Source organism: Breznakia sp. PF5-3 (assembly GCF_029504745.1).
GTDB lineage: Bacteria > Bacillota_I > Bacilli_A > Erysipelotrichales > Erysipelotrichaceae > Breznakia.
This window is the reverse complement of the sequence record NZ_JAQFIQ010000055.1, coordinates 1-13,729: the sequence shown is the minus strand read 5'-3', so window position 1 is coordinate 13,729 and position 13,729 is coordinate 1. Positions and strand designations below refer to the sequence as shown.

Annotated in this window: 8 protein-coding genes; 3 read left to right on the top strand and 5 right to left on the bottom strand. The window is 32.7% G+C overall.

Translation table 11 applies throughout. The features are described from left to right. The 3 genes from M2475_RS10470 to M2475_RS10460 form a co-directional block, all read right to left on the bottom strand. The coding region (locus M2475_RS10470) for an SdrD B-like domain-containing protein (RefSeq protein ID WP_277491410.1) at positions 1-5,663 on the bottom strand (5,663 nt) is incomplete at its 3' end. Between the two features lie 243 nt (positions 5,664-5,906). Further along, the gene (locus M2475_RS10465) at positions 5,907-6,524 is read right to left on the bottom strand and encodes a GDSL-type esterase/lipase family protein (protein WP_277491409.1); all 618 of its coding nucleotides are present in this window, start codon (positions 6,522-6,524) and stop codon (positions 5,907-5,909) included. Between the two features lie 8 nt (positions 6,525-6,532). Continuing rightward, positions 6,533-8,671 (bottom strand): Tex family protein, encoded by a 2,139-nt coding sequence (locus M2475_RS10460; protein WP_277491408.1) that lies wholly within the window; start codon positions 8,669-8,671, stop codon positions 6,533-6,535. Between the two features lie 104 nt (positions 8,672-8,775). Here M2475_RS10460 and M2475_RS10455 point away from each other — a divergent pair, with 104 nt between their 5' ends. Next, entirely contained in the window at positions 8,776-9,396 is a 621-nt protein-coding gene (locus M2475_RS10455; RefSeq protein ID WP_277491407.1) for a pentapeptide repeat-containing protein, read from the top strand. Positions 9,397-9,419: 23 nt separating this feature from the next. Here the strand turns inward: M2475_RS10455 and pepT are convergent, their stop codons facing one another. After that, the gene (gene pepT / locus M2475_RS10450) at positions 9,420-10,637 is read right to left on the bottom strand and encodes a peptidase T (protein WP_277491406.1); all 1,218 of its coding nucleotides are present in this window, start codon (positions 10,635-10,637) and stop codon (positions 9,420-9,422) included. A gap of 100 nt (positions 10,638-10,737) precedes the next feature. Here pepT and M2475_RS10445 point away from each other — a divergent pair, with 100 nt between their 5' ends. After that, positions 10,738-11,997 carry a hypothetical protein gene (locus tag M2475_RS10445; protein WP_277491405.1) on the top strand — a complete coding sequence of 420 codons (1,260 nt, stop codon included), beginning with the start codon at positions 10,738-10,740 and terminating at the stop codon, positions 11,995-11,997. A 21-nt stretch (positions 11,998-12,018) separates the two neighbouring features. On the opposite strand, the gene M2475_RS10440 is transcribed toward M2475_RS10445, so the two are convergent. Beyond that, positions 12,019-12,687 carry an N-acetylmannosamine-6-phosphate 2-epimerase gene (locus M2475_RS10440; RefSeq protein ID WP_277491404.1) on the bottom strand — a complete coding sequence of 223 codons (669 nt, stop codon included), beginning with the start codon at positions 12,685-12,687 and terminating at the stop codon, positions 12,019-12,021. Between the two features lie 254 nt (positions 12,688-12,941). Here M2475_RS10440 and M2475_RS10435 point away from each other — a divergent pair, with 254 nt between their 5' ends. Then, complete coding sequence (locus M2475_RS10435; protein ID WP_277491403.1) at positions 12,942-13,610, top strand: transaldolase family protein; 669 nt, start codon at positions 12,942-12,944, stop codon at positions 13,608-13,610. Positions 13,611-13,729 lie beyond the last annotated feature (119 nt).

Here is a 13,729-nt window from a genome sequence, read left to right as displayed (position 1 = left end):
TTATCCACATCGGTAGGTAAAGGCTCATTCTTCGTAATGATAACTTCTACTTTCTTACTTGCTTTACGTCCATCTACATTTTCACTCTTATAGGTAATCTCATAAGTTCCTACTTCGCTGAAATCTTGGCTAGGTCCGCTAATTTCATAGCTGATTTCATCAATTTTTGTTTTGATAGGAGTGGCCCCAACAGCATTATCTGCTTTATTGTAGTATGCACTTGCTGCTGCTGTAATTTGTCCAGCAATATCTTCATCTTTTAATGAATATACTTGTGGATTTGTTTCAATCACTGGCATAGCATGTACTTTTACCAATCTTGTCTTTTCTGTTGTATTACCATATTTATCAGTAATTGCATATTTGATTTCATAAGTTCCTGCTGTTTTATACTCACCATTTTCTAATGGTATTTGATGTTCCACTTCAGTATTTTTATTAGAACCTGTCATTTCTAAATTAATAGCATCATTATTCACATCTTTAGCACTTACATCATGTAGTACTTCAAACTTATCACCTACATAATGTTCACATGCATCTGCTGTAATTACTGGTCCTACTAATGAATGATTTACATTTACATCCTTTTCAATACTTACTGTCTTTCCATCTTGTGTTGCAGTATAGGTTAGCTTGAATGTTTGTGCATCATTAGTAACTGCTTTAATCGCATTGAGCTGAGTAGTATTTACTGTATTATTTGCAGTTGCCTGTTTTGTTTGTAATACATACGCTTCTACATTCGCCAATGAAATCGCTTGTGATTGCGTTAGAACTCTTGCTGCATCATTCTCAATATCAATATCGGTTGCTTTTATAACCAAGCCATTTTGAACTTTTAATTCATTACCTACAACCACTGCCAAAATCTTCTTATTGCTTGTAACTCCACTATATGTTGTAGTAAAAGTAAGTTCATATTCGCCACCTTTTTCAGGAGCCTTTTTTATATTATCAAGTGAACTTACACTAATTGATGTTGTAATATCATCTAGTTTAGTAAGATTTTTCTTATCATCTCTTTCATAATAGATTGCTTGTACATTTGCTTTATTCATTGCTTTTGCAAGATCAAAGGTTGCCAACTCATTACGTTCTATTACAATATTATCTGCTCTAATTTCTATACCTTTTTGTTCATTACCTGGAACTATTCCATTTGTAATAATCACATCAACGGTTTTGCTAACTGATTTATTATCTTCATTTTTCGCACTATATGTAACTTGATATTTACCAACTGCTGTAAAGTCTTGTGTCGGTCCTGTTATGGTTGGTGCATTCATAGCAAACACTGTTTTTGTAGCTGCATTTCCTGGTGTTTCTGATGCTTTCATGAAACTAGCCTCAGCTGCATTCTTTACTTTTGTGAGAATATCTGCCTCACCAAGTTGATATACTTGTGCATTGGCAGTAATAATCGGATTTCCATTAACCTTAATAATTCGATCTTTGGTTCCTTTGTTTCCATATTTATCTAACACTTCATACGTTATTTTATAAGTCTCTGATTTGTTGTATTTTCCACCTGAACTTGATATTTTATCTTTATTAAGAATCGTTGTATTTTTAAGTGCTCCTTCTTCTGTGATTACAATATTTTCATTATTATCATCTTTTGCACTAACTCCAGCTAATAGATTCACTTGATCACCAACATAGGCATTTATCGTACTTGTTGTTATAGTTGGTGCTACCTTTGTATTAATTTTTATTTTTGTAGTAGCACTTTTTGTACCACCATAAATATCATTGATTGTTAACTTAACTTGAATTTCATAACCCAATGGTGTTTTTTTCAAACCTTTTAATGTCAATTGTTTTTGATTCGCTGCTGTTAACTGTACATATTGTGAGTCTGTTGCAGTGACCAATTCCCATTTATATCCAGGATTCCCTTTAATTGTTTCCCAGTAGTTAGGTGTAATGCTTGTTGGACTCATTGTACGTGTTTCATCTACTTTGAACTCTAAAGTTGTTGTTGGTAACGTTAATCCTAAATTTGTCGCTGGATTATATTTAACAAATCCACAACCCATGGTTTTCGCAATTGGTAAAGTTCCATCAATATCAATAATCCATCCTTTATATTTATCACCAGCTTTTGGAAGATTATCAGCAATGATTACATTACTATCAACATCTGAACTACCAGATCCAGTCTTCACAAATTGATAATTTGTTTTTGCGGCAAACTTCACAGCATACGTACCTTTTGGTAAATCTAAAGTATTATCAAAGAGATACTTTCCAGTTGCATTACTTACTGTTGTAATTGCTTTATTAGCTTTATCTTTAGCTACCAAATATTTTTTCTGTACATCATCCCATTTATATAGTTCTACACTATGACCTATAACTGGTAAATCTCCAGCATCATAAATACTATTTCCATTCTTATCTTCAAAGATTGTTCCACCAATTTCGGTAATAATTAATTCAGCACCTACTTTAGTACCTGGAAGATTCCCATTAAAACTAGCACTTTCAACAGAATACCTAGGATTATAAATATTCCTTGTCTTTACTTTTTCTTGTCCAGGTTGTGTAGCACTACTGAATGTTTCATTGATTTGTAGTGGTATTTTGAAGTTTGCAGTCGCATTTACTGCCATACTCGTAGCCTCAATCTTCACCATTTTCACATCTGCTAGGTTTACTTGGGCTGCTGTTTTATATTGAGCAGCTTGCTCATAGTTTGCAGCTGTTGCAGTTGTAGAATACATAACAGTAAAACCACTTTGCGCAGCAACTGCACTTCTTAATTTCATATCCCATTTAAAAGCCGTACTTTGAAATCCTGCTCCAAAATTGTCATTTGTTTTTGGAATTGGAATATATACTTTTGTTTTAGCCGCTGAAGATGAATTGTTAGTCATCTTCACCGTATAATCTGCTTGTGTTCCAGGAGTAAAATAAACTAAAGTACTATCTACTCCTTCTATATATGGAGCACTTGGTTCTTGACCCGCAAATGACAAGAACGTTTCTACTAATACGTTTTTATTTTCTGCTATAGTAAACGGAAGATCTTTAAAAGAAAGTAATTGTTCTGTATAATTGTTATTTCCATTAAAATCATACGCATCAACATACCCTGGGGTTTGTCCATCACTAACTGGTGCATATCCATCTTTTCCCCATGATACTAAATCCCTAGCATTCATCGACCCTCCAGCCATCGTACCATCTGTTCCTACTGTATAAGATACATTGAAAGTTCTATTGATAGAAATATTTTCATCTAAATATAATCCTAATACACAATTTTTAGTTTTTAATATATAAATTTTTTCACCAAATTTATTTTGATAAAGTGGTGCAATATCGAAAGCCACAGCTTTTCCTGAATTATCCTTTATTGTAATCGAATCTGAGGCAATCGTCATTCCTTTTGGTTGTCTTAAATAAATCTCTGGATTTGCCATCGCTTGCGCTGTTGATTGTTGAACTTGCCGAGTTGATACTTTCGCATTAACCTTAAAAGATGAACCAGCTGTTATACCTGAAACTATTGAATTATTTTCATCTCGAAATTCCACGGTTGAATGCGAAACTACCTTTTTGTTACCTGCTAATGATTTTCTAACATATCTTGTTCCTGTAACAGTAGTTGCTGTTTTATTACTTTCATCGTACATTGAGATGGTAATTGGCGCTTCATTCACTGTACTATTAGGGGCGAATTTACCATAAACAAGAATATTTCCATTGTTATCAATATTAGTTGATTGTGTATAATCTTGTGAAACTGACCCTATATTTGCTTTCACCGCTGTAAAATACTCATCACTAGCCAAAAGTGCAGCTCCTGAAGCATTTTTCATATTTGTCTTTTTCAAAACTGCTACATTCCCTGACAATGGTAAGCCTGTCGATATATTATATTCTTTCCATGTCGTAGGACTTTTATTCGTTTTATAATATACCTTCGTAATTTTATTTGTAGTTATTGTTTTATCAAATGGCAAATGCAGCATTACCGCTTGCCAATTTGGATCAATTGTAAACTCTACGGTTTGATTTGTACGCTTTCCTGCACTCGCATTAGAAAACACCCACATTGTACCACGTGAATAATGTTCTACATCTGCATTAGCATATCCATCTCGACTATTGCTGAGAGTCATTTTATTTACAGGGGTTGAAATTACTTTTGTATTATAATCTACTACACTAGTTGGTCTAGTCTTTGATTCAACCGTACCATCATACCAAGTATATGTAATTTTATCTTTTCCTGTTAGATTATATGTCCCTACGGCTTTTCCAATCGGAACCTTATAATAGAGCCAAAAATCCTGTCGTGTCATCCAATTATCAATTTTGATGGTTACTCGACCTGCAGCATTGTCTTTACTTACAACAGTAAATGCTGGCAAGCCCGTAATACTATGATATTCCATCCCTGCTGGAAAATATAAGTCCATTGTCACACTTTTAGCATATCTATGGGTATCCTTCCACTCCCAATTGTGAAGTGGTAAATGATATTGGTTAACTCTACCTAAAGATTCATCACTTGCAGTACTAGCAATTACCTCTTTTGATCCTGCTGCTGTTAATGTACTGTAGTATGTTATTATTCCTGTTGATAACACACCACCTGTTAATTTTACTGATTGGTTTACAACACTACCACCAACTAAGACATTATTCCCTTTCCTTACATCCACACTAATAGGATTTTTTACTGTGTGTGGTCCATAATACCTTGTTATATCTACTCCAACTTGAAATTTAATCGTAACCGTTTGTACGGTATTCAAGAATTGATATTCTAGTTTACCAAAAGTTGATTTCTTTGATGCTACTGTCTCTAATTTTGGTAATGTGATCGAAGTTGCACTTGTAACTATTGGATCACCTGCATCATAAAGTGTAAGTATTTTTGGATCTGCACCTGTTTTGTTGGTATCACTCTTAATTGAAATTTGCTCATATCGCAAACCTTCTGGTACTGTAATTGATACTTTTTTATTAGCTGAAGTTGCATCACCAAAGTTAACTGTAACCTTTACTTCCTTGATATCTCCACGTGTCCACCCAGTTGTTGCATTATAATCTGGTATATCAATGGTTACTGAATTATTGGTTGCTGTTGATCGTGGGGAAATTTCAATTTTATCACTAAACCCACGTACATTTAATGCATCACCAACTTCTTTGATTTCTTTTTTTCCTTGATTTTCTTCAATAGTTGTTTGCGTATCTTCTGAAGTTTTAATCTCATCAACCTTTACTTTCAAATCATATGTTTGCTCTTCTTCATCTCCATTTAGAATCCAAGCTTCACTATATGTTACATCATCGCCCTCAGTAGTCGGTTCATTTTCACTAAGTACCCTTGTCTTTTGTAAGTACTTTACTTTGAAAATATATTCTCCATTCTTTTGCACATCAAAAGTAAGATTATTAAAATCCATTTTCTCATTTTCAGGATCTATAATTTCCATTATTGAAAATTCCTCTTTCACTTCTTCTAGATCCAATTCAATCTTAGCTGTGTCTTTTGCATCTGAATACGTTACTTCTGTTTTAATACCGAAGTCATCTAATACTTCTAATGCGTTCGAATCAAGAAGCACAGCTCCACATGTTAATGTTAGAAATATTGCTAACACAAGATTTCCAAACCTGCTAATTCCTTTCTTTTTCATACAATGCCCTCCCTTGCACAATATTTAGTTATATTATACTTATTGTTTGCTTATTTGTTATAATTATATGAGTAAAATTTTTTCCTGCTTGTCATGCTTAAAAAGCAGGGTCCTATCTGCAACTATATTGTAAGCCCTAATTTTACAACATTCAACTGATTACCCCAAAAACATTTATAAAATATAATTGATTAATAAAAAATGTGATTTTCACCACTGTTATCACATTTTTTATTATTTTATTTAAATTTTATAGATTTCTTTTAATTTTTCACTTATGATTGCATACCCTTTTGCTGTTATATGCAAGCCATCACTTGTATACTCTGCATGTATTTGACCATCTACTAAGAAATCTTCAAATAGATTTATATAGTGTACATTTTCAAATTCCATTGTTAGTTTTTCATACTCTTTTCCTAAAAGTTTTAATTGTCGATTATCTCTTAAGCCTTGCTTCATTCGACTTTCATCTATCGGTAAAGGAGAAAGTATATAGATATTGTCTACATCATAACGAACATCAATAATCTCTAGCAACTTATAAACATTATACACAATATCTAATGGCTCATACTGATGTACATCGTCTAAATCGTTTGTACCAATCATTAATACGATATTCTTAGGCTTATACTTTTGAATAGCATAATCATGTAAATAAAGCAGTTGTACAGTAGTTGCACCTAAAACACCACAATTATAGTAATTCTCGTTTGGAAAATATGTTTTTAAATCATAACTTTGAATAATAGAATCACCAAAGAAAACAGTTTGTCCATAATCTGCAGTTTCACTATTCCTTATTATTTCTTTTACTCTATCTTTTTGATAGTCATATAATTTATCAAAAATATCCATTATTACACCTATCTTTCAATCAACGTTAATTGTACTTTATGCTTTTCTTCATCAATTTTATATACCCATACTTTTAAAATATCGCCTACGGAAACAATATCACTTGGATGCTTTACTCTTGTTTTCGATAATTGTGATATATGAATCAATCCATCTTCTTTTAACCCAATATCAACAAACGCACCAAAATCAACAACATTACGAACCACGCCTTCAAGTTCATCGCCTTCACTTAAGTCTTCAAAAGACAAAATATCCTGACGTAAAATTGGGGCATCATATTGATCACGATAATCACGCAATGGTAAACAAATAGCATCTAAAATGTCATCCAAAGTATAGGAATCACATTCTAATTGTTCTAATAGTTCTTCACGATTCAGTTTTTTAACTTCTATTTCTGCTTTGGAAGTCCCCATATCATCTTCTGTAAGATTTAATCTTTTTAAAACTGCTTTTGCTAGTTTATAGCTTTCTGGATGAATTGCTGTACGATCTAACTTTTCTTCACTATCTTCCACACGTAAAAATCCTGCCGCTTGCTCATATGCTTTTGGTCCAATTTTAGGGATTTTTTTAATCACTTTACGTGATGCTATTTTCCCATTCTCCTCACGATACGAAACAATGCTCTTTGCACTCGCACTTGTTAATCCTGCAACATTTTGCAGCAATGCTGGACTTGCACTGTTGATATTAACACCAACTAAGTTAACTGCCTTCTCCACTACGAAAGCCAATCTTTCTTTTAGTTGTGTTGTAGGTAAATCATGTTGGTATTGTCCAACCCCTATTGATTGAGGATCAATTTTAATAAGTTCTGATAAAGGATCTAATAACCTTCTTGCAATGGAGATTGCACTTCTTTCCTCAACATGTAATTTAGGAAATTCATCAATCGCCAATTTTGATGCACTGTACACCGAAGCACCTGCTTCACTTACAAGCGTAAATGCTACATTTAAATTGTTACTCTTGATTACTTCAGCTACAAAAGTTTCACTCTCTCTACTAGCAGTTCCATTTCCAATTGCAACAATATCAATCTTATAAGTAGTAAGTAACTCAATCAATTTTTGCTTTGCTTCTTTCATCTTAGAAACAGGTTTATGTGGATAGATAACATCTACTTTCACCATTTTTCCTTGGCGATCAATAACTGCCAATTTACACCCTGTACGATATGCAGGATCAAAACCTAAGATCATCTTTTCTTTCATTGGCGGTTGAAGAAGTAATTTTTCTAAATTAAATGAAAATACATCAATACTTGTATCATGAGCTTTCTCACTTAATTCACTACGCACCATTCTTTCAATTGATGGATATGCCAAACGTTTTAAACCATCTAGAATTGCCTCTTCAACATCTGCAGAGGTAGCACTATTTGGATACTTCATATACCGTCTTTTTACCCAGTTTGTTATATACTCTTCATTTATCATTATTGAAACAGTAATTACTTTTTCTTTTTCAGCACGATCAATCGCCATGATTCGATGTGCTGCTAGACTACCAATGCGCTCTTCATAATCATAGTACATCTTATATACTTTATTCTCATCTTCATGATTTTTCTTTTCATTCGTTTTTATTTTTCCATAATTCATCATTGAATCATAAATTTTAGTACGCACATCATTATCATCACTGATTATTTCCGCAATAATATCTTTTGCGCCTTGTAAAGCATCTTCAACACTTGTGATTGTATCATTTAAAAAGCTTGCTACTTTTTCATCATCAAGTAGACGAGGAAAACTCAATAAATATTCTGCAAGTGGTTTTAAACCAGCTGCAACAGCAACACTAGCACGTGTTTTTTTCTTTTGCTTGTATGGTCGATAAATATCTTCCACCTGTGCTAATTTTTCACACTTCATGACCTGCTCACGAATCTCATCCGTAAGTCTTCCTTGTTCCTCAATTAAACGTAAAACATCTTCTTTACGCTTTTCTAAATTTATTTTATATGTATAACTTTCCTGAATTAAACGAATTTGTTCTTCATCCAATCCTTTCGTCATCTCTTTTCGATAACGAGCAATAAAGGGAACTGTATTCCCTTCTTCTAACAATTTCAAGGTATTTACTACCTGGCTTTCTGCAACTTGCAAACTATTTGCAATTTCATTAATTTCTTTCATCGTAATCTCCTAAGTCAACATTCTCATTATACCAAATTACAGCTGTTGTGATAACTCCTTTTATAAGATTGTAAAAATTATAATTGCCATTTATAATAGATAACATGAACATTAAACAACCCAAATTTTTCCAAGCCCTACATACCTACGAGTACACATCTAGTGAATCGCTTGAATATGGTATTTGGGAAAATGAAGAATTTCAGGAAATCAAACAAAAACATCTTAAAATCAATGAATGTCATTTTAAAAACACAACCTTTATTGATTGTGATTTTGAGCGTATCGATGGCATGGATATCATCTTTGAAAACTGTGATTTATCTAATCTATCATTTTATGAAGGATCACTCATTAGAGTAATCTTTAAAAACTGTCGTTTAACAGGATGTGATTTCTCTTCCACGCGATTACAAGATATCCAATTTATAAATAACAGTGCCAATTACACAAACTTCTCCTGTGCTACTATTAAAAATACGTGCTTCTCACAAACCAATCTTTCTCAAAGCAGTTTCAACGAAACAACCTTTAAGGATGTATTCTTTGATGAGTGTAACCTTGCTAGCTGTGAGTTTTTGCATACCCATTTAAAAAATATCGATGTAAGTTCTTGTAATATCGAAGGTATTGCATTGACAAACGATAGTTTAAAAGGTGTTATCGTAAGCCCAATGCAAGCAATTGATTTATCTAAAATCTTAGGATTGAAAATAAAAGAATAAAAGCAACTTCTCATAAGTTGCTTTTATTTGGCTTTATCTTTTACGATATTGATTATTAAATCCCGAATGGTCTCCATTGATTGAATACAAACATATTCATATTTCCCATGGAAGTTGGCTCCACCTGTTCCAATGTTTGGACAAAGTAGTCCTTCATATGACAATCTTGAACCATCGGTTCCACCACGAATTGGTGTACTCGTCGGTTGTAAGCCCATTTCTTTCATAATTCGTTTAACATCATCCACAATTGACATTCTTGTTTCAATTAAGTTTGCCATATTATAATATGAATCTTTTATTTCCACAGAAATTACATCCCCATATTTTTCATTCATAATATCTCTTGCGTGATAAAATTCTTCTTTTTGATTTTCAAAAAGCTTTTTATCATGATTTCGAATAATATATTCCATCTCTGCATGTTCTGTATGTCCATTTAGATATGTAAGATGATTAAATCCTTCACGTCCACTTGTTTTTGCAGGATCTAATTCAATTGGTAATAACATATGGAATTCCATTGCTAACTTACTTGCATTTACAAGCTTATCTTTTGCATCACCAGGATGAATGCTACTTCCTTGAATTAATACTTCTGCAGAAGCTGCATTAAAGTTTTCATAATCAATAGAATTGATATCTCCACCATCTACTGTGTATGCATAGTCAGCAGCAAACTTTTTCACATTAAAATGATCTGCTCCTCTTCCTACTTCTTCATCTGGAGTAAACGCAATTTTAATTGTTCCATGTTTTACTTCTGGATGCTCATAGAAATATTTACACATTTCCATAATCTCTGTAACACCGGCTTTGTCATCAGCACCTAACAATGTTGTACCATCTGTAACAATAATATCTTTTCCTATTACACCATTTAAATTATCAAACATTTTAGGACTCATTGAAATATTTAATGCTTCATTTAGAATAATTTCTCCACCATCATAGTTTTTAATAATTCTAGGATTTACATTTTCTCCACTCATATCAGGAGCAGTATCCATATGAGCAATAAATCCTATTGTTTCAACCTTCTTATCAATATTAGAAGCAAGGGTTCCATAAACAATCCCATAAGTATCTACATGGGCATCTCCAATCCCCACTGCTTTCATATCATCAACTAAAATATTCGCCAGGGTTAACTGTTTCTTGGTTGATGGTGCCTCCATATTGTTTGGATCTGATTGTGTATCCACTTTCACATACTTTATAAATCTTTCTACAATATTCATCTTTTCACCTTCTTTTCCTTTCCATTATACATTATTCATCTAAATAAAGTACCCAATCTAGCTCAATTTTGATATAATTATTTACATAACGAGGGGAATCATGAAAAAATTTAGATTATTATTTATTATTCTTTTCATCACTTTAGTAAGTGGATGTGGAGAAGCAAACATGACTGTCTATTATAATGGACAAGACGATTATTCTATTTTATATTCGTTAGAAGTTGATAAGGACGCCTTTGATAATAGCCATGCAACAATTGATAGCGTTCGTAAACAAATGGAGAAGGATTCTTTATCTGGTATTTATGATGAAGATTTTGGAAACATTTATGGAAATCAATATTATTTTTCATCCTATGCTTATGAAGTTAGCCTACAAGATTTATTAGGTGATGGATATTATGAAGATATTGATTATGATTCAGAGACAATAACAATTAAAATAGAAAGTGAAGCATTAAGAAATTATCTATTAAGTACATTTGATGTCTATACAATTGATCAATTAAAAGAGATGGATGCAGAAGTTATTATTGCATTTTCTTTCCCGGGAAATATTATAAGTTCTAACTCTAATCATGATCATGTAGATTATTATAGCGATTATGAAACAAGTTATGATATTTTGAACTTTGATGAACCTTACATTGAAATTAAAGCTAACCAATATTCATCATACGATAACTATTACGACGATGATTCATACTCAAACTTTAGTAATTCCGAGACCAATGAGAGTAACGGTCCTATCTTTGCAGTCCTAACCTTGATTGTTGTTATCAGTATCTTAATTGCAATTCTTCTTGCAATTAAGAAAAATAAAACTAGGATACTATCAAAAGTTTCTAATAACCTATATACACCAAGATCAATGAATTATATATCTGGGAAGAAAAAAATCTCTATAAAACAACAACAGCAAAAAAATCCAGCGGAGAAGAAATCTGTTTTCGCGTTATTTGGAAGTGCTTTAGAAGAACTTAAAACCCAAGCCATAGATACTATAAACGAAGTCAAAGGGCAACAGAATACTTCTCAAAACAGAAACCCTTATAAAGAAAATGAACAGAATACGAAATATCGTAGTAAAACTAGTGAAGCAATTCATTCGCATACAATTTCTTTAGAGAAGGATTCAGAAACAACAAAGAAAAAGGTAGCTGCTAATCAACCACAACCAATAGAAGATGTAGTTGTTGATACTCATCCTGATATTGATATGGGTGTTGATGCAACTGAAGAAGTAATATCATATGCTTCTACCGTAAACAGAAATGAACTAGTAGCTGCAGAACCAGCCGAAGAAGCGGAACCAGCCGAAGAAGCAGAACCAGCTAAAGCAGTGGATGAATGGTAAAGAAAAAATGATCAATTTTGATCATTTTTTTATTGCATCAATGAATGTTTTTGTAATTTGTTGAGGTCTTGTGATTGCACCACCAACAACTGCACTGTATGCTCCTAATTCTAAAACTTGACGTAATTCTTCAGGAGTATTTATTTTCCCTTCTGCTAGCAATGGTGTCTTTAAATCTTTCACTAATCTTTTAATTAATTCAAAATTGGGTCCATCTACTTTTTTACTATATGGTGTATATCCACATAGGGTAGTTGAAACACAATCAAACCCTATTCGCTCTGCTTCCATACATTCTTCATAAGTACTACAATCTGCCATTGTTTTTACTCCATGAGCTTTGATATATTCAATTAAATCTTCTATTTTTTCATCATTTGGTCGTTTGCGATCTGTTGCATCAAGAGCAATCATTTCACACCCTGTTGATAACAATTCATCAACTTCCTTTTTTGTTGGTGTAATATATATATCACTATCTGGATAATTACGTTTTACAATCCCAATCACAGGCAAATCAACAACCTTTTTAATTTCATCAATATCTTCTTTACTCTGTGCGCGGATTCCACTGGCTCCACCAACTTTCGCAGCCAATGCCATCCTTCCCATAATAAACGATGAATGCAAAGGTTCATCAGGTAAAGCCTGGCAAGATACTACTAATTTTCCTTTTATTTTATCAAGCATAAGACGCCTCCGTTCTATCTCAATATACCGCAATCAAAAGGAGATTTCAAGCGCTTATAGTACATTCATTTTACAACTTTCTCTTGTTTCTTATAGACTTCATAAAAACAAGTAAAAAACTTTGAATTCAAAGTTTTAATGCGTGGAAAACCAATAAAAATTTGGTTGTACAAACTTTTGAAATCAATTGGTCTTTGAATTTTAATAGAATATAGTATACTTAAATATGTAGAAATTATATAGGAGGAAATATAATGGAATTAATCTTAGATACTGCCGATACAAGTGCAATTAAACATTTTAATGAATATCTTACAATTGATGGAGTTACAACCAACCCAACCATCATTACGAAAAGCAAAAAAGAATTTCATGCCGTGATTGATGATATCTTGTCAATTCTAAATGATGATCAAGCTTTATATGTTCAAGTACTAGCAACTGATTGTGCTGGAATTGTTGAAGAAGCAAAATATATACATTCTCTTAGAAAACAAAATATTTATGCGAAAATACCAGTAAGCAATGAAGGGTTGAAAGCTATCAAAGAATGTAAGAAACTAGGAATTAAAGTTTTGGCGACAGCAATCTATTCAGCCGAACAAGGATTCTTAGCTGCCTTATCTGGTGCGGATGCTCTTGCTCCATATGTAAATAGAATGGATAACCTTGGTAATGGAGTAGAAAATGTTTTAGACTTGATACAAATGTTGAAAGTCAACAATTTACCAACAAAAATAATTGCTGCATCTTTCAAAAATACTCGTCAAGTTCATGAATTAATCAAAGGTGGAATTCAAGCTGTTACAGTACCAACAGATGTACTTCAAAATATGATGGATCATCCAATGACTGATATAGCAGTAGACACATTCACCAAAGACTGGGAAAATGCTTATAATCGTACTACTTTAAAATCATAACCACTGATATAATCAGTGGTATGTACTGACCCTGTAAGGGTCTTTTATTGTGTAGTCCTTCGACTACTAAATACCTGACAGTTACAACCTTTCTCCTAAGGCCTCTAAAAGAGGCTTTT

What these genes read in the sequence shown, in the direction of transcription:
- M2475_RS10435 (WP_277491403.1), top strand. Translation starts at nt 12,942, where the DNA reads ATGGAATTAATCTTAGATACTGCCGATACAAGTGCAATTAAACATTTT.
- pepT (WP_277491406.1), bottom strand. Translation starts at nt 10,637, where the DNA reads ATGAATATTGTAGAAAGATTTATAAAGTATGTGAAAGTGGATACACAA.
- M2475_RS10465 (WP_277491409.1), bottom strand. Translation starts at nt 6,524, where the DNA reads ATGGATATTTTTGATAAATTATATGACTATCAAAAAGATAGAGTAAAA.
- M2475_RS10440 (WP_277491404.1), bottom strand. Translation starts at nt 12,687, where the DNA reads ATGCTTGATAAAATAAAAGGAAAATTAGTAGTATCTTGCCAGGCTTTA.
- M2475_RS10460 (WP_277491408.1), bottom strand. Translation starts at nt 8,671, where the DNA reads ATGAAAGAAATTAATGAAATTGCAAATAGTTTGCAAGTTGCAGAAAGC.
- M2475_RS10455 (WP_277491407.1), top strand. Translation starts at nt 8,776, where the DNA reads ATGAACATTAAACAACCCAAATTTTTCCAAGCCCTACATACCTACGAG.
- M2475_RS10445 (WP_277491405.1), top strand. Translation starts at nt 10,738, where the DNA reads ATGAAAAAATTTAGATTATTATTTATTATTCTTTTCATCACTTTAGTA.